Origin of the sequence: Hamadaea sp., assembly GCF_013362815.1 — a bacterium.
Classification (GTDB): Bacteria; Actinomycetota; Actinomycetes; order Mycobacteriales; family Micromonosporaceae; genus Hamadaea.
The window spans coordinates 85,964-110,248 of sequence record NZ_JABFVK010000051.1; the positions used below are offsets into that span (position 1 = coordinate 85,964).

The 24,285-nt window shown below is 68.8% G+C and carries 21 protein-coding genes; 10 read left to right on the forward strand and 11 right to left on the reverse strand.

The annotated features are described in order from the left end of the window. Window positions 1-64: 64 nt before the first annotated feature. Entirely contained in the window at window positions 65-799 is a 735-nt protein-coding gene (locus HOV77_RS23475; protein WP_290865084.1) for a TIGR00730 family Rossman fold protein, read from the forward strand. 226 nt (window positions 800-1,025) lie between these two features. Continuing rightward, window positions 1,026-2,213 (forward strand): DUF4407 domain-containing protein, encoded by a 1,188-nt coding sequence (locus HOV77_RS23480; protein ID WP_290865085.1) that lies wholly within the window; start codon window positions 1,026-1,028, stop codon window positions 2,211-2,213. Window positions 2,214-2,305: 92 nt separating this feature from the next. On the opposite strand, the gene dapE is transcribed toward HOV77_RS23480, so the two are convergent. Continuing rightward, window positions 2,306-3,391: a succinyl-diaminopimelate desuccinylase gene (gene dapE, locus HOV77_RS23485; protein WP_290865086.1), complete on the reverse strand. Its 1,086-nt coding sequence runs from the start codon at window positions 3,389-3,391 to the stop codon at window positions 2,306-2,308. A gap of 14 nt (window positions 3,392-3,405) precedes the next feature. On the opposite strand from dapE, the gene dapD reads away from it, so the two are divergent. From dapD to HOV77_RS23510, 5 genes are all read left to right on the forward strand, one after another. Further along, entirely contained in the window at window positions 3,406-4,338 is a 933-nt protein-coding gene (dapD, locus tag HOV77_RS23490; protein ID WP_290865088.1) for a 2,3,4,5-tetrahydropyridine-2,6-dicarboxylate N-succinyltransferase, read from the forward strand. Window positions 4,339-4,374: 36 nt separating this feature from the next. Further along, window positions 4,375-6,570, forward strand: a complete 2,196-nt coding sequence (locus HOV77_RS23495) for a hypothetical protein (RefSeq protein WP_290865090.1) — start codon at window positions 4,375-4,377, stop codon at window positions 6,568-6,570. Continuing rightward, entirely contained in the window at window positions 6,563-7,891 is a 1,329-nt protein-coding gene (locus HOV77_RS23500; RefSeq protein ID WP_290865092.1) for an AAA family ATPase, read from the forward strand. The genes HOV77_RS23495 and HOV77_RS23500 overlap by 8 nt, the downstream gene beginning before the upstream one ends. Before the next feature lie 97 nt (window positions 7,892-7,988). After that, window positions 7,989-8,924: a prephenate dehydratase domain-containing protein gene (locus HOV77_RS23505; RefSeq protein WP_290865094.1), complete on the forward strand. Its 936-nt coding sequence runs from the start codon at window positions 7,989-7,991 to the stop codon at window positions 8,922-8,924. 176 nt (window positions 8,925-9,100) lie between these two features. Then, window positions 9,101-10,102, forward strand: a complete 1,002-nt coding sequence (locus HOV77_RS23510; RefSeq protein ID WP_290865096.1) for a prephenate dehydrogenase/arogenate dehydrogenase family protein — start codon at window positions 9,101-9,103, stop codon at window positions 10,100-10,102. A gap of 46 nt (window positions 10,103-10,148) precedes the next feature. Here HOV77_RS23510 and dapC read toward each other — a convergent pair whose 3' ends face one another. Together dapC and fdxA are read right to left on the reverse strand one after the other, a co-directional pair. Then, a complete protein-coding gene (dapC, locus tag HOV77_RS23515; RefSeq protein WP_290865098.1) occupies window positions 10,149-11,261 on the reverse strand; it encodes a succinyldiaminopimelate transaminase in 1,113 nt (370 codons plus the stop codon). 2 nt (window positions 11,262-11,263) lie between these two features. Then, a complete protein-coding gene (fdxA, locus tag HOV77_RS23520) occupies window positions 11,264-11,590 on the reverse strand; it encodes a ferredoxin (protein ID WP_290865100.1) in 327 nt (108 codons plus the stop codon). Window positions 11,591-11,659: 69 nt separating this feature from the next. Here fdxA and HOV77_RS23525 point away from each other — a divergent pair, with 69 nt between their 5' ends. Further along, window positions 11,660-12,628, forward strand: coding sequence for a GNAT family N-acetyltransferase (locus tag HOV77_RS23525; RefSeq protein ID WP_290865102.1), 969 nt, complete (start codon window positions 11,660-11,662; stop codon window positions 12,626-12,628). On the opposite strand, the gene HOV77_RS23530 is transcribed toward HOV77_RS23525, so the two are convergent. Then, window positions 12,625-13,080, reverse strand: coding sequence for a hypothetical protein (locus HOV77_RS23530; RefSeq protein ID WP_290865104.1), 456 nt, complete (start codon window positions 13,078-13,080; stop codon window positions 12,625-12,627). The genes HOV77_RS23525 and HOV77_RS23530 overlap by 4 nt on opposite strands. 112 nt (window positions 13,081-13,192) lie before the next feature. Between HOV77_RS23530 and HOV77_RS23535 the strand changes: the two genes are divergently transcribed. Continuing rightward, window positions 13,193-14,515 carry a DUF2254 domain-containing protein gene (locus HOV77_RS23535; RefSeq protein WP_290865106.1) on the forward strand — a complete coding sequence of 441 codons (1,323 nt, stop codon included), beginning with the start codon at window positions 13,193-13,195 and terminating at the stop codon, window positions 14,513-14,515. A 143-nt stretch (window positions 14,516-14,658) separates the two neighbouring features. On the opposite strand, the gene HOV77_RS23540 is transcribed toward HOV77_RS23535, so the two are convergent. Both HOV77_RS23540 and mshB read right to left on the reverse strand, forming a co-directional pair. Continuing rightward, window positions 14,659-15,036, reverse strand: a complete 378-nt coding sequence (locus tag HOV77_RS23540; RefSeq protein WP_290865108.1) for a hypothetical protein — start codon at window positions 15,034-15,036, stop codon at window positions 14,659-14,661. Further along, window positions 15,033-15,893: an N-acetyl-1-D-myo-inositol-2-amino-2-deoxy-alpha-D-glucopyranoside deacetylase gene (mshB, locus tag HOV77_RS23545; RefSeq protein WP_290865110.1), complete on the reverse strand. Its 861-nt coding sequence runs from the start codon at window positions 15,891-15,893 to the stop codon at window positions 15,033-15,035. Before mshB ends, HOV77_RS23540 begins: the two co-directional genes overlap by 4 nt. 118 nt (window positions 15,894-16,011) lie before the next feature. Here mshB and HOV77_RS23550 point away from each other — a divergent pair, with 118 nt between their 5' ends. Next, the gene (locus HOV77_RS23550; protein WP_290865112.1) at window positions 16,012-17,835 is read left to right on the forward strand and encodes a prolyl oligopeptidase family serine peptidase; all 1,824 of its coding nucleotides are present in this window, start codon (window positions 16,012-16,014) and stop codon (window positions 17,833-17,835) included. Window positions 17,836-17,880: 45 nt separating this feature from the next. Here the strand turns inward: HOV77_RS23550 and HOV77_RS23555 are convergent, their stop codons facing one another. The 5 genes from HOV77_RS23555 to HOV77_RS23575 all read right to left on the reverse strand — a co-directional run bounded on the left by HOV77_RS23555 (window position 17,881) and on the right by HOV77_RS23575 (window position 24,083). Further along, a complete protein-coding gene (locus tag HOV77_RS23555; protein ID WP_290865114.1) occupies window positions 17,881-18,960 on the reverse strand; it encodes a dipeptide ABC transporter ATP-binding protein in 1,080 nt (359 codons plus the stop codon). Next, window positions 18,957-20,012, reverse strand: a complete 1,056-nt coding sequence (locus HOV77_RS23560) for an ABC transporter ATP-binding protein (protein ID WP_290865116.1) — start codon at window positions 20,010-20,012, stop codon at window positions 18,957-18,959. The genes HOV77_RS23555 and HOV77_RS23560 overlap by 4 nt, the downstream gene beginning before the upstream one ends. A 2-nt stretch (window positions 20,013-20,014) precedes the next feature. Beyond that, complete coding sequence (locus HOV77_RS23565) at window positions 20,015-21,019, reverse strand: ABC transporter permease (protein WP_290865118.1); 1,005 nt, start codon at window positions 21,017-21,019, stop codon at window positions 20,015-20,017. Between the two features lie 148 nt (window positions 21,020-21,167). Then, window positions 21,168-22,922: an ABC transporter substrate-binding protein gene (locus HOV77_RS23570; RefSeq protein WP_290865120.1), complete on the reverse strand. Its 1,755-nt coding sequence runs from the start codon at window positions 22,920-22,922 to the stop codon at window positions 21,168-21,170. 96 nt (window positions 22,923-23,018) lie between these two features. Next, window positions 23,019-24,083, reverse strand: coding sequence for an ABC transporter permease (locus HOV77_RS23575; protein ID WP_290865122.1), 1,065 nt, complete (start codon window positions 24,081-24,083; stop codon window positions 23,019-23,021). Window positions 24,084-24,285: the final 202 nt, after the last annotated feature.

Consider the following 24,285-nt stretch of genomic DNA (forward strand, 5'->3'; position numbering starts at 1 on the left):
GGTTTTGGTTGCCCGACGCGCCGGACACGCTTAGGTGGCACCGCGCTGGGATAAAGTTCTTGGGATGGACAACCGAGAGCGCCACTCCGGAGCGGTGACCCTGCGCGGCTCGGTGGCCCGGTCGGGCACTGCCGACCAGGCGCTGCTGGACTCGCGGGGCCGCCCGGACTGGAAGACCAAGGACGCGTGGCGGACGCTGCGAATCCTCAGCGAGTTCGTCGAAGGCTTCGAATCCCTGGCCGACCTGCCCCCGGCCGTCAGCGTCTTCGGTTCCGCGCGCAGCGTCGACGACAGCCCGGAATGCCGCCTGGGTTACGAACTGGGCGGTGCGTTGGCGCGCGCCGGATTCGCCGTCATCACCGGCGGCGGCCCCGGTGTCATGGAAGCGGCCAACAAAGGCGTCACCGAAGCCGGCGGGCTGTCCGTCGGGCTCGGCATCGAACTGCCCTTCGAGCAAGGCCTCAACGAATGGGTCGAGCTCGGCATCGACTTCCGCTACTTCTTCGTACGCAAGACGATGTTCGTCAAGTACGCCCAAGGCTTCGTCGTCCTCCCCGGGGGCTTCGGCACCATGGACGAACTGTTCGAGGCGCTGACCCTGGTGCAGACCCGGAAGGTGACTCAGTTCCCGGTGGTGCTCATGGGCACTGCGTACTGGGGCGGCCTGGTCGACTGGATGCGTACCACGATGCTCGGCGAGGGGAAGATCAGCAAGGAGGACCTCGACCTGCTGATGCTGACCGATGACGTCGACGAGGCGGTCAACCACATCGTGAACACCAGCGAATCCGCCGCCTGACCCACCCCGCCAACCAATCGACCACCGTTGAGCGTCTTCCTCTTCGCGGCCCGCTGCGGGCTGCCGGACAGGGGGAGTCATGGCGGAGAGCGCGGAAAACCCTTCGCACACGAGACAGGCGGCGAACGAGGAGCCTGCGGAAAAGCCGGTGAGTCCGGCTCCGAGGCGTCGCGTACCGGTGCCTCCGCCGCTCAATCTCGGCCGCCGGCTGCGTGCACTGGCCGGTGTGGACGAGAAGCTCCTCGCGTACGCACCGCAGGAGCGAGCCTGGTACACCTCGCTCGGCGGGGTCGTGCTGGGGACGGCGACGATCGCCGCGTTCTCGATGTGGTTCGCGATCACCCAGGCCGTGGGGGTCACCAGCGGCTGGGCGATCATCCCGGTACTGGTCTGGTTCTTCTTCATCCTCAGCGTCGACCGATGGCTCGTCTCCAGCCGGATCGGCGGGGAAGGCCGCAAACGCCTGCCCGTCCTGCTTATGCGGGTGGGGATGGCGGTGCTCTTCGGGATCATCATCGCCGAGCCGCTGGTGTTGCGAGTCTTCCAGACTGCGGTTGAGCAGCACATCCGGGACGAGCGAGCGGCGCAGCTCGCCGAGCTGGCCGGACGCCTGAAGAAATGCAATCCCGCCCCGACCGCACCGGACGCCCCGCCACCCGCCGGGTGTGCGGCGACGGACGTCCTGTCCTTCGGGCAGACCCCGGCGGCGACGAGCCAGCAGCTCGCTGCCGTACGCGCTGACGCCACCGCACTTCAGGATCAGGTGACCGCCGACGCCAAGAAGTACGCCGAGCTCAACGAATTGGCCCGGCGTGAATGCAACGGGACGCGGGGTGCCGGACTGACCGGCCGGGTCGGCGAGGGGCCGAACTGTCATCGGCTGCGCGGCGAGGCGGACGAGTACGCGCGTACGCACCGGATCGCGGCGAACACCGCTCGTCTCGGCACCCTCCGACAGCAGATCTCCACACTGGAGGGAGCGGCGCAGCAGAATCAGGCTGCGTACGAGCAGGAACGGGATCGTCAGATCGCCGCCCGAGTCGAGCAGGCACGGAGCCACCAGGGCCCGATCGGCCTGCTGGAACGGCTGGGCGCGCTGCACGCCCTCGCCGGCCTGAACATCACCCTTGCGCTGGGCATCTGGGCGGTACGCCTCTTCTTCATCCTGGTCGACTGCATGCCGATCCTCGTGAAGTACGTCGGTGGCACCACCACCTACGACCGGCTCGTCGACCAGCGACTCCGGTACGCCGAAGCGACGTTGGAGCACGACCTCGCCCACGAGATGGATGAGCGCGCCGCCGTACTGCGCAAACGCCGAGCCGAGATCGACCTGGAAGTGCTGGAGCACAAGGCGGTTCTCGGCGACCGGCTGGCTGCGGCAGCTGACCGGCTTGACGGCACCCGTCGGTGATCATGGTCGCGAGGGAACGATCAGGCCCATCGGGACACGACACGCCGCGCGATCACGCCCGATAGTTCATGATCGCGCGGAAAGGGCGGGGGCTAGGTGGTGAGCCAGCGGCGTAGGGTGTCGGCGCCGTCGACGATCTTCGCCACCTCGACGTGTTCGTCCACCTTGTGGGCCAGGTTCGGATCGCCGGGCCCGAAGTTCAGCGCCGGTATGCCCAAGGTAGAGAACCGCGACACGTCGGTCCAGCCGAGTTTGGCCGCCGGTGTCGTGCCGGTCGCGGCGATGAACTCGGCCGCGGGCGGCAGGGTGAGGCCGGGCAATGCGCCGGGGGCGGAGTCGGTGAGTTTCACGTCGAAGCCCTGGAAGAGTTCGACCAGGTGGTCGAGGGCTTCGGCGACCGACCGCGACGGGGCGAACCGGTAGTTGACCTCTACTTCGCAGAGGTCGGGGATCACGTTTCCGGCGACGCCGCCGGTGACGGAGACGGCGTTGAGGCCCTCCCGGTAGAGGCAGCCGTCGATCTCGACTTCCCGCGCGCGGTAGCTCGCCAGCCGGGAGAGAATCTCGCCGGCGGCGTGGATGGCGTTGACGCCGAGCCAGGAGCGGGCCGAGTGGGCGCGCTTGCCCCGGGCGGTAACGATCGCCCGCATCGTGCCCTGGCAGCCCGCCTCGACGACGCCGTACGTCGGTTCGAGGAGGATGGCGAAGTCGGCGGCGAGCAGCTCCGGGCGTAGCTGGGAGACGATGAACAGGCCGTTCCGGGCGGCTTCCACCTCTTCGGCCTCGTAGAAGAAGTAGGTGACGTCGAACTTCGGCTCGGCGACGGTCGTTGCCAGGTGCAGGGCGATCGCGGTGCCGCTCTTCATGTCCGAGGTGCCGCAGCCCCACATCAGTTCCACGCCGTCGGCGGTGACCGAACCGTGGGACGGGAAGTTGCCCGCGATCGGCACGGTGTCGAGGTGCCCGGCCAGCACCACACGCGACGGCCGGCCCAGGTGCGTACGCGCGACGACGGTGTGCCCGATCCGCTCCACGGTCAGGTGATCGCAGGTACGCAGAGCCGCCTCGACGGCATCGGCGATCTCCTGCTCGTTCCCCGAGACGGACTCGATGTCGACGAGCGCACGAGTCAACGCGACCGGGTCGGCGAGCACCTCTGGAGCAAGAACGTCAGCCATGACCGGTAGCCTAAGTGACCGTGAGCAGACTCAATGACGCAGCTTGGGGCCACGGCCTGGCCACCGTCACCGCCGACGGGCAGGTCCTCGACGTCTGGTACCCCGCGGGGCAGTTGGGGCTGGGCGAACCCGGCCCGAAGCCGGCGTACGCCACGGCTGCCGCCAAGCCGCTGGACTTGAAGGTCGAGCAGGTCACGACCGTCATCGGGAGCCTGGCCGAACCGCCGGCCGACACCGCCGACGCGTACCTGCGGCTGCACCTGCTCTCGCATCGGATCGTCAAGCCGCATCAGGCCAACCTCGACGGCATCTTCGGCGCGCTGCCCAACGTCGCCTGGACCAGCCTCGGCCCGTGCCCGGCCGATCGGGTGGACGAACTGCGCTTCGAGGTTCGCGCCAACGGCGGTCACCTGGCCGTCTACGGGGTCGACAAGTTCCCCCGGATGACCGACTACGTCGTGCCGAGCGGCGTGCGCATCGCCGACGCCGACCGCGTACGCCTCGGCGCTCACCTGGCCGAGGGCACCACGGTGATGCACGAGGGATTCGTGAACTTCAACGCCGGAACGCTCGGGACCAGCATGGTCGAGGGTCGCATCGTGGCCGGAGTGGTCGTCGGCGACGGCTCCGACATCGGCGCGGGCTCGTCGATCATGGGCACCCTGTCTGGCGGCGGCAAAGAGATCATCTCGATCGGCAAGCGCTGCCTGCTCGGCGCGAACGGCGGCATCGGCATCTCGCTCGGCGACGACTGCGTGGTCGAGGCCGGCTGCTACATCACCGCCGGATCGAAGGTCACCCTCCCCGACGGCCGCGTCGTCAAGGCCCGCGACCTGTCCGGCGCGAGCGGCATCCGCTACTGGCGCAATTCGGTCACCGGCGCGCTGGAAGCCACGCCGCGCGAAGGCCACGGCATCACGCTCAACTCGGCGCTGCACAGCAACTAGGTGAACAGCGCACTCACGCCTAGAAGGGTGGCCGGCTTGCTGGCCACCCCCGGGTGTGAGCGCCGCTCTCGGCTCGTCGCCACCGGCGTCGACCTCGACTCACTCGCCGTCTCGCTCGGCGGCGAGGAGACAGGTCAGTCACCGTTCGCCCTCGCGCGGTCCGCGCAATTCCAGGCTCGTCTCAAGAGCCAGGGGTACGCCGAACTTCGCGAACTAGTCGCCAAACACCTCGGCATCGAGGTGGCCGACCCTCGCTCGACCGGGCAGGGAGGTCGAGGGCGAGGACAAGACGACTCAGCCGACGCAGTGGCCTCGGATCTGGCGACCTGTCTCGCCGACCGGACACCCAGGTTGCACATCCTGGGGCCGCAGAAACTTGCGTGGCCGGGTGGGGAGATGGAGACCGACGACCTGCTCATCGTCTCCGGCGAGACGCTGCATCTGATCGGCGTACGCACCTATGCGATGGTCGGTGAGGTCGCCGACCCGGCCAAAGTAGCCGCGACCTCGCGAGAGTTGGCCGTCGAAATCGTGGCGCTGCGCTCCCATCTTGGCGACGCAGCGCGCTGCTCTACGCGTACCCTCCTGGTGCTGCCGAAGAACTTCGGCCTGAGCCCGACCGCCGCCGTGCTCGACGTGGCGCCGCAGGTGGCCCGGGTGCACGCGCTGTCGGCGGGCCTGGAGTGGGGCGGCGAGCAGCCCGTCTGGAACGAGCCGGCCCCGAAGTTCGGCGACGGCTGTCCACAGTGTCCACTGATGGGCGCGTGCGCGGGCGAGCTCGTCGAGCAGCGGCGCGTGGCGCGGCTGGGCAGCGCGGTCGCGAACGTGGTCGGCGGCACGCTGGACGAGGCGCTGCTCGAACCGCCGCCGGATCTCGGTGTGCGGCAACGGTTGCAGGCGATGCGCGACGGCCGCTCGGTACGCCGTACCACCCGCCGGCACGTCCATCTGCCCGATCGCCCGCTGGTCGTCGTCGGATACCACCTGGCCGGCGAACCCGCCGCCGTGCTGGCGCTCCACTATGGAACATCGCCGGAGGACGGCAAGCTCCTGGTGGCGGCCGAGCCCCGGGATCGCGAGCAGCGGATGGCGTTGCTGCGGGAGTTCGCCGCCGACCTTTGCTCCTATGTGGAGGAGTTCGCGGCGGTCGAGCCGGTGGTGAGGCGGGACATGACGGTGGTGGAGTGCGCAGTCGACGCGCCGCAACTGATCACGCCCAACGGGGCGACCGCACAGTGGCTGACCGACCTGCTCGCGCGCTATCTGCGCGGCTCGGAAGATCTCGCCGCCCAGCACTTGAGCTGGTTCGGTTCTCGCCGAGTACTGCCGGGTTCGTCGGTGACGACGGCGATGACCGATGTGCTCACGACGCATTGGGCGACCGGTCAGCTGCCCGCCGAGGACGTCCACCTGCCGTCGCTGCTGTCCTGGCTCGGGGTCGACGTCGCTGACGTCCCGATGGGGCCGATCCCCGATCCGCGGTGGGACTCCGGCGTACTCGCCTCGGCGCTCGGCGCGCCGGGTCTGGTCACGGCGGCTGTCTCGGGTCCGCTGGAGACTGCCTGGTCGGCCACCTGGCGGGCGTGGGACTTCGTCCGCGCCGAGCTGCCCGAGATCGGTGCTCACGTCGCCGACCGCTGGGAACGGGATCGCTGGTCGTACACCCGGCATCGGGAACGGATCGCCGAGGGCACGGCTGCGATCGCTTCTCGTTTGTCGGGGGTTCCCGCCTTCCGGTTCCTGCACGAACTGGAGACGCGCACGGTCGCCCTCGAACGGCAGATGGCGCTCGACGATCCGCTCGTCATGACGGGCTATCTGATCAGCGGGGACGCCTTGAGCGGCACGGTGTCCAAGGTGGACCGTGAGCATACCCTCGCCTCGCCGACCGGCCGGGAACTACTCCGCCCGCGCATCTGGCTGCACTGCGACGCCGAGTTCGGCCGCCCGATCGGTACGCAGCTCTGGCTCGCCGCCGACCCGCGGGTGATGGTCACCGTCGCCGCCGTCGAACCGGGCGGCGTCGAGTTGCTCGTCCAGAAGGGCGCGGTCCAGCGCAACGCCCTCGGGCGGCTGCCTCAGGTCGGTGAGGAAGTCGTCTTCGCGCCGTTCGGCGGGGAGGACGTGTTCCCGAGTCGGCTGCCCGAGCAGTTGCCATGGCAGTTCGGCATCGCCTCCCCCGACCCCGCCGATGCTGATTCCCTGCAAACGGACGGCGACTCAGGTGAGTGAGGCGAGGGCGGCCCACGAAGGGGCGGTCGAGCGGATCTGGCGGCTGCTCACCTCGGGCGAACGCACGATCGTGGTGGACTCGCCGCCCGGTGCGGGCAAGTCCACCCTGGTCCGGGAGCTGACCCGGCGGCTCGTCGGGGACGGCGTACGCGTCCCGGTGGTGGTGCAGACCAACGATCAGGCCGACGATCTCGTCGGCGGACTGGTTCGGGAGCTGACCGAAGCCGGCCTGTCCATCGAGGTGGGCCGATTGCACGCCAGCGGCTGGGAACCGCCGGCCGGGTTTCCGCGGCGAGGGGGTGCCGGGGAGCCTCTCGGGCGAGCCGCCAGGAGTGCAGTCAGGACCAGCGCCAAGCTCGCCGAGCTGTCGGGCTGCCCGATCGTGGTCGCCACCGCCGCGAAGTGGGCGTTCAGCCCCGGTGAGACCTTCGAGCTGGGGATCATCGACGAGGCGTACCAGATGTCGGCGGCGTCGCTGGTCCGGATCGGGGACATGTTCGACCGGCTGCTGCTGGTCGGCGACCCCGGTCAGCTCTCCCCGTTCACCGTTGCCGACGAGCACACCGTCCGGTCGCTGTCGGCCTGGCCGCTGTCCACCGCGGCCGGGGTCGTCCTCCGCCATCACCCGAGTACGCCGGTCGTCCCGTTGCCGGTGAGCTGGCGGTTGGCTCCGCATACCGCGCCGGTGGTCTCCGACGCCTTCTACGTCCGGCCCTTCCGGGCAGGCGTCGATCCCGGCGTCCGCCGCCTGGAGGTCCCGACCTCGGCTCATCCCGCCGTGAAGAGCGCTGCCGAACACGGCTGGGGACTGGTGGAACTGCCTTCGGCGTACCAGCCGAGAACTGATCCGGAGATGGTGGCCCACCTGGTCGATCTGGCCCGCGGACTCTGCGCCGGGGCGGCCGTGACCACCGACGAGCGGCGCAGCCGGGGCCTGAAGTCGCGGGACATCGCGATCGGCGTGGCGCACACCGACCAGCGTGACCACGTACGCGCGGCGCTCGACCGGGCCGCGCTGCCCCAGGTGACTGTGGACACTGCGAATCGGCTGCAAGGGCGGCAGTTCGAGATCACGCTCGTGTGGCACCCGTTGTCGGGACGCCGGGACGCGACCGCGTTCCATCTGGAGACGGGGCGGTTGTGCGTGCTCGCGTCCCGGCATCGACAGGCCTGCATCGTCGTCACCCGCGCGGGGATCACCGCCCAGCTGCACGAATTCCCCGCCCACGAACCGGTCTGGCTGGGGTCCGACCCGCCGCCGATCGACGGCTGGGCGGCGAACCTCTCCTTCCTGGACCATCTGGAGAAGTTCCGCCCCTGACGCAGGCTGCCGAAATAGGGGTCTGGCGGCATATAGACCGTTGCGATAGCGTACGGCTCACCGTCCAGATCGGCCGGAAAACGGGGAGGCCGTCCCAGTGACCTCGCGCATCGCTTACCTCGGCCCGTCGGGCACGTTCACCCATCTCGCCGCGGAGCAGATCTGGGAGTCGGCCGCCGAGCTGCTGCCGAGCGCCACCGTGCCGGAAGTCGTCGACCGCGTACGTTGGGGCGACTGCGACTTCGGCGTCGTCCCGATGGAGAATCCGGTCGAGGGAGTCGTCACCGCTAGCGTCGATCAGTTGGTCTTCGGCACGGGCGATGTCGTGGTGCTTCGCGAGATCTCGCTTCGGACCAGCTTCGACGTCTATCGCGCCGCCGGCGGGTCGGGTCCGCCCACCGGCATCGCCAGCCATCCGCACGGACTCGCGCAGTGCACTCGGTATGTCAACGCCTCCGGCCTGCCCACGCGGAGTTTCCCGTCCACTGCCGCCGCCGTGGAGGCGACTGCCGCCGACCCCGGGCTGCTGGCGATCGCCGCTCCCGACCTCGCCAGCCGGTACGCCGTGACCTTGGTGGACAGCGGGGTCGAGGACCACGCCGGGGCGTACAACCGGTTCGGGTGTCTCGGTTCCCGCCGCCGTCAGGCCGAACTGCCCGCGTCAGCCGACGAGCTCAGCTGGAAGACGCTGCTCGCCCTCACCCCGGCGACCCGGCCCGGCACCCTGGCCGACGTCTGCAACCAGTTCTCCGACCAGGGCGTGAACATCCTCTCGATGACGTCCCGGCCGCTGCCCGGATTCACCGGTGCGTACGTGTTCGTGCTGGCGGTGGCGGACTCGCGTACCTCGGCGGGGTTGGCGCGGGCGGTCAACGGGCTGCTCTACACCGGCGTACGCGTCAAGTTCCTGGGCAGCTTCCTCTCCGATCATCTGCTGCGGCCGTCGCGGCCGGACCGGCCGTTGTCCGCGCCGACCGGCAGCTTCGGGCTTCGCGACCTGCACGAGGTCAGCGCAGTCTTCCCGGGGCGCTGACGCCTCACCCCGCGCTATCCCCACGCCTGATCCATGCGCGTTATGCGGGATAACGTCGCTAAATTCGCGAGGAAGGGGACGTTATCCCGGATAACGCGCGGCAGCAGAGGGGCGAGCGAGAGCACTGGCATACTCCCGGAACGAGGCAAGAGTCCGGAGGAGGGCGAGGAATCACGATGGCACGTGACGGGCTGCGGATAGCGGTCGTCGGGACGGGCCTGATCGGCGGATCGATCCTGCGCCGGCTGGCACAGACCGGGCACGAGGTCGTCGGCTGGGATCCCGATCCGGCGTCCCGCGAGACGGCGGCCGCGCTCGGGCTGCCCTTTGCGGACCAGCTCGCTCCCGCCCTCGCCGATCGCGATGTCGTCTTCCTGTGTGGGCCGTTGTCGTCGCTGCCCACCGGATTGGCCGAGGTGGTGGCCGCGACCGGTGACCAGTGTGTCGTCACCGACGTGGGCAGCACGAAGATCGCGGTCGCGGCGTACGCCGAGCGCGCCGGGCTGGCTCACCGATTCGTCGGCGGCCATCCGATGGCCGGTTCCGAGCGTGCGGGCCTGACCGCAGCCACGCCCGACCTCTATGTCGGAGCGCCGTGGGTGCTGACGCCGCTCGGCGTACCGGGCCTCCCGGCGTTTCGCCTGCTCACCCGGTTGGTGCTGGAGTCCTTCGACGCCCGGGTGGTTCCGCTGGACGCGACGGTCCACGACGACGTCGTCGCCCTCGCCTCACACATCCCGCACATCCTGGCCGGTACGCTCGCCACCGCCACCGAGCGCGCCGACGTCCGGGCGGCGGTGTTGAGTCTCGCCGCCGGCAGCTTCTCCGACGGCACCCGAGTGGCCGGTACGCCCGCTGCGCGTACCGCCGACATGCTGCTCAACAATCGCGAGGCGATCTCCCGGCGGATCGAGCTGGTCCGGGAGGCCTTCGACGAGATCGTGGACGCGGTGGTGTCCGGAGACGCCGAGCGCCTGCGTGCGTACCTCGGCGAAGGGCGGCGCGCCCGGCTGGATTTGCTGGCCCGGGATACCGAGCCGTCGTCGGTGTCCTTCGGCGATGACGACGACGAGCTGGCGTACTTGCTGGAGCTGGGCGCCTCCGGCGGCTGCATCACCGCGTGCGACATCGCTGCCGACCGCGTCACCTACAGCGTGCTCCGCCCGGCGACCCCATGATCAGCGGAAGTTTCGTGGGGTCAGGACACCGCAAAAACTCCGCTGATCATGGTGACGGAAAGCCGAGCACGCGCGCAGCAGCCGCCGAGATGAGCGAGTCGGGAGCGGTGAGCGCCAGCCGTACGAAAGGTTCCCCGGCCGGGCCGTAGAACTCGCCGGGAACAGCCAGGATGCCCCGCTCGGCGAGCCATTCCACCGTACGCAGTCCGGGCTCGTCACGAGTGGCCCACAGGTACAGCCCGGCGGTGGAGTGCTCGATGCGGAATCCGGCCTTCTCCAGCGCTTGCCGCAGCACGACTCGCCGGGACCGGTAGATCTCGCGCTGGCGGTCGGCGTGCGCCTCGTCGCCCAAGGCCGCGACCATGGCGGCCTGGACCGGCGCCGGCACGATCATCCCGGCGTGTTTACGCAGGAGGAGCAGCTCGGCGACCAGATCGGGATCGCCCGCGACCAGTCCGGCCCGGTACCCCGCCAGGTTCGAGCGCTTCGACAGCGAGTGGATGGCGAGCAGGCCCGACGCCGACCCACCGCACACCTCCGGAGCCAGGACGGAGACCGGCGACTCCTCCCACGGCAGGCTGAGGTAGCACTCGTCGGAGGCGATGACCGCACCGCAGTCGCGCGCCCAGGAGACCCAGGCGCTCATCTCGGCGGCCGAAGCGACCCGGCCGTGCGGATTGCCCGGCGAGTTCAGCCAGACCAGGGCGGCCGGTTCGGCCGGGGGCGTGTCCGCTCGGACGACCGTGGTCCCGGCGAGCAGGGCTCCGACCTCGTACGTGGGATAGCAGACCTCGGGAATGACGACGTTGTCTCCCGGGCCCAGCCCCAACAGTCGCGGCAGCCAGGCGACCAGCTCCTTGGAGCCGATCGTCGGCAGTACGCCGACCTCGCCCTCGGCCCGGCAGTAGCGCCGGACGTAGGCGAGCATCGCGGCCCGCAGCGCGGGGCTGCCGGCCGTGAGCGGATAGCCGGGCGAGTCGGCCGCATCGCCGAGTGCCGCCTGGAGCAGCGGATCCACCGAGTCCACCGGGGTGCCCATCGACAGGTCGACGAGTCCGTCCGGGTGCGCCGCGGCGACCGCCTTGAGCGGTTCCAGGCGGTCCCACGGCACGTCGGGGAGTCCGGCGGCCACGGAGCGGCGGCCGGCAGCCCGGCTCACGGTCAGTGTCCCTCGCCCCGCGGCGGCAGGCCGGCGACGAACGCGGCGTCGGCGTTGATCTTGCCGATCTTCGAGGCACCGCCGGGCGAACCGAGATCGTTGAAGAACTCGTAGTTCGCCGGGGTGTAGTCGCGCCACTGCTCGGGAACGTCGTCCTCGTAGAAGATGGCCTCGACGGGGCAGACCGGCTCGCAGGCACCGCAGTCGACACACTCATCGGGGTGGATGTAAAGCATCCGGTTGCCCTCGTAGATGCAGTCCACCGGGCACTCCTCGATGCACGCCTTGTCGAGGAGGTCGACGCACGGCTCGGCGATGATGTAAGTCACGGGTTGTCCTTCCAGCTGGCAATGGCGGGCAGCCACCGACAGCTTAGTATCGCGCCCCGGAGGTGGTCGATGGTGCTGGCCCTCAGTGCGCACGACATCGGGTCTCGGGTGGTCGTCCGGCGGCGGGTCCAGACCGGGGAACGTCCGCTTTATACCGATTTACTGGGCGAGCTGACCGAACTCACGCCCACCGAAGTCGTGATTCTCACCTCGCGCGGTGCGGTGCGCGTACCAGTTGATGAGATCCATCGTGCGAAGCCGGTGCCGCCGCGCCGTGGACCGACCGCCCGCGAGATCGCGGAGGTGGAACGAGCCGCCACGCGAGCCTGGCCGCCCGCGGAGCTCGCGTGGCTGGGCGACTGGCGGTTGCGGGCCGCGGAGGGCTACACCGGCCGGGCGAATTCCGCGTTACCGATCGGTAACCCCGGCGTGCCGCTGAGCGAGGCGATCGACCAGGTCGTCGCCTTCTACCGCGAACGCGAACTACCGCCGCAGATCGACGTGCCGCTGCCCCTCGCGACCACCGTCCAGCGCGAGCTGATCAAGGCGGGCTGGCACGAGGAGTGCGCCGTGCGGGTCCAGACCGTCGAGCTCGACCGGCTCATCGCCGCCACCGACGCGATCGGCTCGCTCGCCACGCGACCGTCACCAGCCGCCTACGCCCTGATCGAAGGCAGGCGTGGGCCGTTACCCGAGGCCGCGCGGCACGTCCTGACCGCGGTCCCCACTCTCTCCTTCTGCGAGTACGCGGACAGCAGCGGTCTGCTCGCGATGGGCCGCGGCAGCGTGACCTCAGGCGGTCACATCGACGGCGAGGGAGCCCGCTGGCTGGGGCTGTTCGCGATCGAGACCGTGCCCGCGGCCCGGCGCCGGGGGCTGGCCCAACGTGTCGTCGGCCGGCTCGCCCGATGGGGCCGCGAGCACGGGGCGACCAAGGCGTTCCTGCAGGTGGAGTCGACGAACGAAGCCGCGCTGGAGTTGTACGCGAAGCTGGGCTTCACGACCCAGCACAGCTACGTCCGCTACCGCCTGTACTAGACGCGCTTGGGCTTCGCCTTCGCCGTACGCGCGAACTGGCGCAGCTGCTTGGTCCGGAGGTCCTGACCAGTGGCGATGAGGACCAGCCCACCGAGCAGGGAAGCTCCGACGGTGATCGCGGCGTACTGCCAGATCTGCTCGAAGAAGTCGCCCGCGCCCATCTTGAACGGGCCCTGGCCCACCACGAGCGGCCCGACCAGCACGATGAGGGCGCACGAGACGACCGCCGCCATCGCGAGGTCGAACGCCACCGGCCCCATCGGCCGCTGCCGACCCCAGACGAAGGCGAGGACGGCGAAGAGCAGCGCGATCGCGCTCAGTCCGACGATGGGGACGAGATCCTGCTTACTGGAGTTCTCGTCCAGGACGAACTTCGAGACGAGCCGTCCCGCCAAGTTGATCGCGAAGAGCACACCGGCCAAGATGCCGATCCGCTTCCACCGCAGCGCCATTACCGCCTCCCGCGCACCGCTTTTCCATTGAGTTCGACGTGATCCTTATACGCCGTCGCCGGAAGATACACCAGAGGCCTCAGGGCTCGCTGGACACAACTAAAGTGTGCGCGTGGAGAACTCGGAACCGGACGAGCTGATCGAAGCCCGGGTCGCGCCGCACATCCGGCGTCTGCGACTGCGCGCCTTCCGCGAACGCGTACGCGAAAGTCTGCTGTTCCTGCCGTTGGTGATGGTGGCCTGTGCGGTCGTCATCGCCTTCGTGCTGGCCGATCTGGACGCCAAGCACGACGTCGGGGTCAGCGTGGTCTTCACGTTCTCCCCCGATGTCGCCATCACCCTGCTGGGCACCATCGCCGGTGCGGTCATCACCACCGCAGGGGTGGTCTTCTCGCTGCTGGTCGTCTCGCTCCAGTTGGCCAGCGGCCAGTTCTCGCCCCGGGTGCTCCGCGGGTTCTGGCGCGACCGCGGTGGCCAGGTCCTCGTCGGCCTGCTGATGTCGACCTTCGTCTTCTGCGTGCTCACGTTGGCCCGTATCGACTCCGACCAGCCGACCGCGCCGACCCTCACGATCAACTTCGCGCTGCTCCTGGCGCTGCTCTCCGTCCTCGCGATCGTGGTCTACCTCGACCGGATCAGCCGCCAGCAGTACGTCGGCCGGATCATGCAGCGCGTGTCCGGGGAGACCCGGCAGCTGATCGCGCAACTGCCCTACGGCAAGAACCTCGGCATGAAGGTCGGCGAGGTCTGCGCGCTCCCCGACTTCAGTACGCTCGGCCCGCCGCTCGTCGTGCTCAGCCCGGCCGACGGCTGGGTGCAGCAGTTGAGCCGCCGCGCGATCGTCAGCGCCACCCCGCCGAACTCCGTCATCCGCCTCGAGACTCGGGTCGGAGCCTGGGTGACCGCCGGTACGCCGATCATCCGCATCTGGCCGGCCCCCGCGAACGCCACCGCCGTCAGCCGGGTGGTCGACGACGCGCTCATCGTCGGCCCCGCCCGCACCATGCAGCAGGACATCGACTTCGGTCTGCGGCAGCTCAACGACATCGCCCTGCGCGCGCTCTCCCCCGCCGTCAACGACCCGACCACCGCGATCGAGGTGGCCCTCAATCTCGGCTCGGTGATGCGCCCGCTGCTGGCCGCACCGGCTACGCCGCAACGCGTACGCGACTCCTCCGGCCGGATTCTGCTCACCCCGCAGGACCTCGACAAAGGCGAGTACGTCAACCACGCCTTCGCGCAGTTGCGGCACTACGGGAGCGGGCATCCCGCCGTGCTCCTGGCGATCGCGCGTACGCTGCGGATGCTTCGCGAGGCGTGCGTGACGCCGAGCGGACGGTTGACCATCGACGACGACGCCGGCGCGGTGGCCGAGATCGACCGGTTGCTGGCCTCTGTGGACGCCGAGCTCGCTCAGCTCGCCACCCGCCCCTGACCGGCCCTCACCGCTTCGCTTTGCGCTGGCTTTTCGCGCTGGATCACGGTTCTGGGCCGAATCATGGTCCATGATTCGACCGTGAACCCTGATCCAGCGCGCTCGTTCAGCGAAGCGGAGCGGGCCGCCGGTTGGGCGCGGCGCTAGAGTCGAGCCGGGCGGCGAGGCTTGACCAGCCGCAGGAACGGGGTCGCGAAGCCGGCCATCCCCGCGACGACGGCCAGCGCGCCGGCCCAGTTGTCCGGGAGGATCAGCCAGTCGCCTTCGGACCGCTCGGACACCGCGGCGACCATGATCACGCACCATGGGACGATCGCGAACACGGGCGCCCAGTTCTTGTCCACTGTGTACCAAGCGAACCAGGTCAGCCCGAAGTTCACCGCGAACGCGACGAGCATCGTCGCCGGTACCAGCACCGAACCGATCCGCAGGTTGCTGTAGAAGACCTCGAAGATCGCGGTGAGCGCGCCGAGCAGGAAGACGACGATACCGCCGTAGACGCGGATGAGCAGCTCGGTCATGTGTCGAGGCCGGCGAATAGGTCGGCTTCCCAGCCGTGCGCGCCGACGCCTGGACCCCGCTGCCCGTACGCCAGCGTGTAGTGCTCGACGCCCATGAATTCGTGGCCGAAGTTGCCCGCGATCGAATAGAGCCACGACGTATCGGGAATCTGGGTGGCGTGAGCGCGCAGCGAGGCCACCTTCTTCTCGTGCTGATCGGTGCCGTCGACGCAGGCGGCGATCTCGTCGTCCGGCGTGCCGAACGGCAGGTCGTCGATGCTCGTCGCCTCGCCGAACGGGTTGTCGGAGGAGTCCTTGAAGGCCTCCAGCCCCGCTTCCAGCACGCTCTTCGGCATCGCACCCCAGTAGATCTTAGCGGGACCGAAGCCTTCCGCCCGGGCGAGTTCGGCGGCGCGCATCGCCACCCGGTGGGACTGGATGTGGTCGGGATGGCCGTAGAACCCGTTGGCGTCATAGGTGACCAGCACCTGCGGCTGGGTCTCACGCATGATCTCGACCAGATGGCCGGCCGCCTCGTCGAGGTCGGCCCGCCAGAAGCAGCGGGGATGCTCGTTCGCCGAGGTGCCCATCATCCCGGAGTCCCGGTAGCGCCCGGCCCCGCCGAGGAACCGGTGATCGGTCACGCCGAGCGCGGCGCAGGCGCGATCGAGCTCCACCAGCCGGTAGCCACCGAGCTGGTCGGCCTGGGCCGCCTCCAACTGGGCGAGGGCCGGCACGTGGATCTCGCCCTCCTCGCCGAGGGTGCAGGTCACGAGGGTGACACGCGCGCCCTGATCGACGTAATGGGCCATGGTCGCTCCGGTGCCGATCGACTCGTCGTCCGGGTGTGCGTGCACGAACAGAATGCTGCGATCCACCGGGCCACTCTAGCGCCCGGCGGCGTACGCCCCCGGTTTGCCGAGGTGTGGTGCATTCTGAGGAGGCAAACCGCCAAACCACCACGAATCGAACAGTGAGATGAATACGCTTCATGGTGTGACGGACCTTGAACCCCGGCGCCTCGTCGTCGGGCGGGACGGCGAGCGGGTGGCGTACCTGCTCGGCGGCCGCCTCTGCGTCCTCGACACGGCCACCGGCGCGGTCCGCCCGGTCGCCGCCGAGGTCGAGGCGTACGCCTGCGATCTGCACGCGACCGTCGCCGTCTTCGCCCGCGACGGACGCCTTCACCGCGTACGCCTGACGGGCGAGCCCGAGGTGGTCGACCTCGGTGTCGAGGGCGAGCAACCGCAGCCCGACCCGACCAGCCGGCACATCGCGTACCGGCACGACCGGGCGCTGTATGTGCTGCTGGACGCGGTGCACAGCGACCCCGCCCCGCCTCAGTTGCTGGCCGGGGAGGAGAGCCTCGCGGTGCGGTGGGGCGACGTGGACGACGACGCGCTCGGCTTCGGCCGTAATCGGGGCTGGTGGTGGGCGCCAGACGGCTCGGCCATCCTCGCCGCGCGTACCGACGGTCCCCGGAGCACCTCACTGCATCTGCTGGAGCTGGATGGGGGCTGGGTCGACGTCCACTGGGACCGCTGGGTCTACCCCTACGTCGCCGGAGCCGGGTGGTCCGACGGCCCGCCGCTCGTCACCGTGCTACGCCGGGGCCAGAACCACGGCCTCGTGCTCGCCGTCGATCCGCGGACGGGCGAGACCCAGGTGCACGCGGAGCTCTCCGATCCCCGGTTCGTCCGGACGGTCGACGGCACCCCGCTGCACCTGCCGGACGGCCGGGTCCTGGTCGGCAGCGAAATCGCGCACGAAAGCTACGACTCGCGCTGCCTGTTCGCCGACGGCACCCTGCTCACGCCGCCCAACCTCTACGTACGCCGGGTGGTCGGGCGGATCGGGCCGATGTGTCTCGGACCCGGCCTGCCCGCGTTCGGCGTACCGGTGCCGGCCGAACCGCGACGGACGGGCGATCTCGACAACGAACTCGGCGACCTGCTCATCGAGGCGAGCACCGACCCGGCCGAGCAGCACCTTTATCGCGTACGCGGAGCGCTGGGCCGAGGCGGCGGCATGGCGGCCCAACGGCTGACCCACGAACCCGGCTGGCACACCGGCGAGTGTGGCGGCGAGACGATGGTGATCGGTTCGGCCGGACTCGACCACCCCGGTACGCGATGGACGGTGCTACGGCGCGGTCATCCGGTCGGCGTACTCGGCCCGGTGCCGGCGGAGAAGGTCGAACTTCCCCGCCCGGTCCTCGATCGCGTCACCGATCGCCGGCTGCCCGTCGGCGTGCTCTATCCGGCCCGCCACCTGGTCGGACGGCGGCTTCCGGTGCTTCTGGACCTGGCGACCGACCTGGGCGGGCAGAGCGTGCTGGCGCGGTCGGACAGCTGGGCGCTTCGGCAGCGCTGGGCCGAGGCCGGGTACGCCGTCGTCGCGGTGGACGCCCGGGGCAGCGCCGGAATCGCACCGAGCTTCGAGAAGGTAGTCCACCGCCGGCTGGTCGACCTCGTCGTGGCGGACCTCGCGGAGACCGTTCACGAGCTGGGGGCCAAGGACCCCGACTTGGATCTCGAACACGTGCTGCTGCGGGGGGCCGGAGTCGGTGGCTGGCTGGCCGCCCGCGCCGTGGCGGATCGGCCTGAGACCTTCCACGGCGCGGTCATCCGTGACCCCGTACGCACCTGGACCGCACTGCCGCCCGTGGTGGCCGAGCGGTACCTCGGCAACCCCGACGACAACTCCGAGGTCTGGCTGCATCACGAACTGCGGGACCTGCCGGTCGGCGTACGCGAACTCCCCGGGGACGCCTCCTTCGAAGCGGAGCTGTCCGCGCTGGAAGCACTGCGCAAAGGGTGAGGGCGGGCCCCAACGGCGCCCGCCCTCCATCTATTTGGTGGTGCTTCAGTGCTCGTCCGCTCCAGCGGCGACGTCGTCCGTGTGGACTTCCTGCTCGATCAGGATGCCCTCTTCCGGGAAGTGGCACGCCGCCACGGAGCCGCTCGACTTGATCGTCAGCGGGGGCTCCTGCTGCGCGCAGATCTCCTGGGCCTTCCAGCACCGCGTACGGAAGCGGCAGCCGGACGGCGGGTTGATGGGGGTGGGCACGTCGCCCACGAGCCGGATCCGGCCCGCCGACTCACCGATCTTCGCCGGGTCGGGCACGGCCGAGAGCAGCGCCTTCGTGTACGGGTGGGCCGGTCGCTCGTAGATCTGCTCGCGGGTGCCGAGTTCCACCATCTTGCCCAGGTACATGACGCCGACGCGCTGGCAGAAGTGCCGGACGACGGACAGGTCGTGGGCGATGAAGACGAACGCCAGGCCCATCTCCCGCTGCAGATCACGCAGCAGGTTGATGACCTGCGCCTGGATCGACACGTCGAGCGCCGACACCGGCTCGTCGGCGACGATGATCTTCGGGTTCAGCGCCAGCGATCGGGCGATCCCGATGCGCTGCCGCTGGCCGCCGGAGAACTCGTGCGGGAAGCGGTTGTAGTGCTCGGGGTTGAGACCGACCAGCTCGAGCAGCTCCTGGACGCGCTTCTTCACGCCGCCGGGCGGGTTGATCCCGTTGACCTGCAACGGCATGGCGACGATCTTGCCGACCGTGTGCCGCGGGTTCAGCGACGAGTACGGGTCCTGGAAGATGATCTGCATGTCCTGACGGAGCCGCTGCAGCTTCGAGCCCTTGGCGTGGGTGATGTCCTGGCCCTCGAAGGTGATCTTGCCGCTGGTCGCCTCCAGGAGCCGGACCAGCATCCGCCCGGTCGTGGTCTTGCCACAGCCGGACTCGCCCACCAGTCCGAGGGTCTCGCCGGGGCGGACCTCGAAGGAGACGCCGTCGACAGCCTGCACGACCTGCTTCGCGCCGATGAAACCACTGCCACGCACCGGGAAGTGCTTGGTCAGGTTCTCGACCTTCAGCAACGGCTCCGCGGAGGTCAGGTCCTTCGGGCCGCGCTGCTCAATCACCTGGGTGCTCACTGTGCCACTCCCACCGATGCGATGTCTTCCTGGTACGTCCGGTTGCGCTCCCGCTCAGGCAGGTGACACGCGACCGTGTGGCCGGGTTCGTCGGCGAACCGCAACGGCAGCAACTCCGGAACCTCGACGTCGCACGGTCCGCCCTTGAGCATCGCGTACGCGCACCGCGGGTGGAACACGCAGCCGGACGGGATGTTGAGCAGGCTCGGCGGGTTGCCCTTGATCGGCAGCAGCTCCGCGTCGGGGTCGCCGTGCAGCGACGGCATGCTGGCCAGCAGGCCCCAGGTGTAGGGGTGCTGGGCCGACCGCATGATCTGCTCGACCGTGCCGAACTCGGCGACCCGGCCGCCGTACATCACGAGGACGTCGTCGGCGACCTGGCTGACGACACCGAGGTCGTGCGTGATCAGGATGACCGCGGAGTTGAACTCGCGCTGCAAGTCCTCCAGCAGGTCCAGGATCTGCGCCTGCACGGTCACGTCGAGTGCGGTCGTCGGCTCGTCCGCGATGAGCAGGTTCGGGTCGTTGACCAGCGACATCGCGATCATCGCGCGCTGCCGCATACCGCCGGAGAACTCGTGCGGGTACTGCTTGAACCGCCGGTCGGGCTGCGGAATGCCGACCCGGTCGAGCATCTCGATCGCACGCTTCTTGGCGACCGCCTTCGACGCGTCCGGGTGGTGGATCCGGTACGCCTCGACGATCTGCCGACCGATCGTGTAGAAGGGGTGCAGCGCGGTCAGCGGATCCTGGAAGATCATCGAGACGTCGCGGCCCCGCAGCTTACGCAGCTGGTCCTGGCTGAGCCCGATGAGCTCCTTGCCGCCGACCTTGATGCTGCCCTTCATGGTGGTCGACTTCGGGTTGTGCAGACCCATGATCGACAGGCTCGTGACGCTCTTGCCGGAGCCGGACTCGCCGACGATGCCGAGCGTCTTGCCGCGCTCGACCGAGAAGCTGACGCCGTTGACCGCCTGGACCAGGCCGTCCTCGGTGCGGAAGCGGACCTGCAGGTCGGCGACCTCGAGGTAGGGGGACTCGTTCGCAGTCATTGTCATCTCCCGGAAGAGCCGAGCTTGACCCGCGGGTCGATCACGGCGTAGAGCATGTCGACGATCACGTTGGACAGCACGATGAAGACCGCGCCGAACAACACGACCGCCATGACGATCGGCAGGTTCTGGGAGACCACCGCGCCCAGCGCGGTCTTGCCCATGCCCGGCAGGCTGAACGTGGTCTCCGTGATCGCGACGCCACCGAGCTGGCCGCCGATGTCGATGCCGGCGATGGTGACGATCGGGGTGATCGCCGCGCGCAGGGCATGCCGGAAGTAGACCGCCCGCATGCCGAGGCCCTTGGCCCGCGCGGTGCGGATGTAGTCCTCGCCCAGCGTCTCGATCATCTGAGCCCGGGAGAACCGCGAGTAGGAGGCCGAGTTGATCAGGCCCAATGCGATCCACGGCGTGAGCATGCCGCCGATCCAGCCGAAGAAGTCGGTGCTGGGGCTGATGTACTGCGGTCTGGGTAGCCAGCCTGTCTTGTAGACGAAGATCAGCAAGATGAGCGAGCCGAGGAAGAAGATCTGGGTCGAGGCGAAGGTCAGGGCCGTTCCGGCAGCGAGGCGGTCGAAGATCGAGCCGCGCCAGATGGCCGAGATCATGCCTAGCGCCGTACCGAAGAGGACGTACACCACGGCGGCGCCGAGCACGATGCTGAACGTGATCGGCAGCGTACGCCCGATGATGTCCTTCACCGGCTCGTAGGTGCGGAAGTTGACGCCGAGGCAGGGCGCCTCGCACTTGATCTTGAGGCTGTCGCTACCGATCTCCCGGCCGACGAAGACGCCCCGCATGTAGCTCGCGTACTGGGTCACGGGGCTCTTGTCGAGCTCCAGCGACTTGACGATCTGCTCATGCTGGGCCATCGTGCACGCCTTCGAGCCGCACATGCTGGCGGCCGGATCGGCCGGGCCCATGAAGAAGAGCACGAACACCGTCACGGAGATCGCGAAGAGCGTGAGCACCGCTAGGAGCGCGCGTTTGACGAAGAAGCGAAGCATGGTTGCCTTCCGGGGGGAGATCCAGCAGCCGCCTGGGGGACTGAGCTGGGCTGTGGCGGGCGACAGGGTTGCGCCGCCCGCCACAGGTGGCGCTTAGGTGCTGTACGCCGTGGGGCGGCGAGAGGACCCGCCGCCCCCGAACGCTAGGTCAGGACTTGACGTAGCTGCTCGTGGCGTTGAACTGGCTGTACTGGTTGAGGAACGTGCCACCGACGTTCGGGCCGGCGATGGTGAAGTTGCGGCCGTACCGCAGCGGAACCACCGGCGCGAAGTCCTTCATGATCTGCTCGTCCAGGTCGCCGTACAGAGCGGCGGCAGCACCACGGTCCTGCATCTCACGGAGGGTCTTCAGCTTGTCGTTGATGGTCGACTCGTTGAAGTACGAGTAGTTGTTGTTACCCTCAGCGACGATCTTGGTGCCGTCCATCAGAACGCCCAGAACCGAGTTGGAGTCCGGGTAGTCCTGGCCCCACGCGGAGCTCATCAGGTCGCAGTCGACGCCCTTGACACCGATGGTGGTGTAGTAGGCCGAACGCTCGATGAACTTGGGCGTGATCTCGAAGCCGGCCCGCTTGAAGGACTCGACCAGCACCGCGGCGACGTTCTGGTTCGCCGTGGTGTTCGAGGTGCAGAAGGTCAGCTTCGGCACGGTCTTGCCCTCGAGGAGCTTCTTCGCCTTCTCGACGTCACCGTGGCCGTCCGGCAGGGACGGGTAGACGTCGAACTTCTTGTAGGACGGCAGAACCGGCGACTGAATGGTCGTCGCGGGGTCGGCCACGTCCGGGCCACCGAGCGCCTTGATGTAGGCGTCCCGGTCCAACGCGTAGTTCAGCGCACGCCGCACGTCAACGTCGGTCACCCGAGTGGTGTTGATGTTGAGGTAGTAGACGTACTGGTTCGGGCCGGTGAAGACCCGCTTCATGAGCTCGGCGTTGCCCTTGACCGTCGGGATCGAGTTCGGCGGAACGTTGTCCATCATGACGGCGGCCGCGTCGGGACCGGTGGCCGCGGTGAGGCGGTCGGTCTGCGCCTTCGGGTCGGCAGTCATGTCGAACACCCACTGGTCGACGTACTGGTGACGCAGCGGGTCGGTCTTCGGGTCCCAGTTCGGGTTCTTCTCGAGAACCAGCTTGGTGCCCGCGACGTACTCCTTGCGCTTGTACGGACCGGAGGAGACGAACTCGCGCTCGTACTTCTCCTTGGTGTCCTTGGCAGCGGGGATCGGAGCGGTCGTCGGGAACGCCACGAGGTAGGGAACCTCGAGGTGCGGCGTCGCGAACGAGAAGATGATGGTCTTGTCGTCCGGCGTGCTGATGCCCGGCGCGTACGGCTTGTCGGCCGTCGGGCCCGTGTAGCCGCCGTCCTTGCCGTAGTTGGCGTCGAGCGCGGCCTGGATGAACTGCGGACCCTGGGCACCGAGCGGGCCGAAGGCACGCGAGACGGTGTAGGCGATGTCCTTGGAAAGGATCGGGCTGCCGTCCTCGTACTTGAGGCCGTCACGCAGCGTGTACTTCCAGGTCTTGCCGCCGTCGGTCGTCTCACCGGCGTTGGTGGCGAGGTCACCGACCAGCTTGGTGGGGTCGCCCTCCTTGCCGGTCTCGATGTAGGTGGTCAGCGTCCGGTAGAACAGCTGGCTGTAGTTCAGCGCGTTCGAGACGTAGATCTGCGAGGGGTCGAGGTGCTCGAAGTCGGCTTCCTGGACGACGGTCATGGTGCCGCCGGACTTCGCGCCCTCGATCTCGGGGGCGGGGGTAACGGTCTCGCCCTTGTAGTCCACGATGAACTTCTGGGCTTCAGCCTGTTTGTTGGTGCCACTGTCGCCAGTGTTCTTGGTGCAGGCGGCGCTCAGCGCGACGCCCACGGCGAGTGCGCCAAAGGCCAACGCCTTGACGGTCTTTCGCACTAGGGTTCTCCTTCCCATTTTCAGCCCGTTGCCAGGAGGGGTATCCGCCCGTGAGCACCGGGACATCTAGATGCCGAAGCAGTCGCGAGCCTGGGGTCAGCGACTGGACTTCGGGTCGAGCGCGTCGCGGGTGGCGTCGCCGAACAGGTTGAACGCCAGCACCAGCGCCCAGATCGAAAAGCCTGGGATGACCAGATACATCCAGTCGGTCTGCATGTACGACAGGCTGTCGTTGATCATGCGGCCCCAGTCCGGGGTCGGCTGCTGCACGCCGATGCCGAGGAACGACAGGGCGGCCTCGGCCGTGACCGTCGCCGGCAGCGAGAGCGAGAAGGTCACCAGGATCGGGGCCCAGAGGTTCGGCAGGATCTGCTTGAACATGATGTGCCCACGTCCGGCGCCGGCCGCCCGGGCCGCGTCGACGTATTCGCGCTCGCGCAGCGAGATCACCTGACCGCGAACCAGCCGGGCGGTGCTCATCCAGCCGAACAGCGAGAAGACGACGATGATCGTGGCCATGCGCTCAGCCGGGGGGACGTAGCCGCTCGAGTCGGCCAGGTACGTGTTGACGATCGGGATGATCGCGATCGCCATGAGCACGAACGGGAAGGCCAGCATGTAGTCGATGAACCAGGTGAGGGCCTGGTCGATCCAGCCGCCGAGGTATCCCGCCACGATGCCGATCACAACGCCGATCACGACCGAGAGCAGGGTCGCCAGCGCCGCGACGATGAGTGACGTCCGCGCGCCGTAGACGAACTGCATGAAGATGTCCCAACCAGTTCCCGGCATGACGCCCAGGATGTGGATGTGGTTGGAGGCGTTGTTGGTGGTGAAGTCGATACCACCGAAGTAGCCGAGCGGAAGACCGCTGCGGTCGAGCAGGTCCGGGCTGTTGACCGTGGGGCCCAGGCCGTAGACCTTCTCGATCAGCGGGGCGAGGATCGCGATGACGATGAAGAAGCCCAGCACCCAGATGGAGCCGCGGGCCGTCCGGTCTCGCCGCAGGCGCATCCAGGCCAGCTGGCCAGGCGACCGGCCCTCGATGGCCTTCGGCGCCTTGGCGCCCTCCTCGGAAGCCGCGACGTCGAGCACGCCCACGGCGGCGGAGTCGGCCGCGCTGTCCGCGGGCTCGGTGCCACGCGGGTTCGGCTCGCTCATGCCCATCTCCTCTTACGTAGGTTGCAGCGCACCTGGGGATGTGCTGCCCCAGGTGTCTGAGGGGACGGTAGTAGCAAGAATGGCTGTCGTGAAGGCTGCTCAACATCAGTTCGATAACAACCCCGTCACGGATGGGCTCTCGGCCGCAACCTTCTGACGTGCTGTAAGCTGCTCGGCCAATCGACGCTGTGACGGTTGTTTC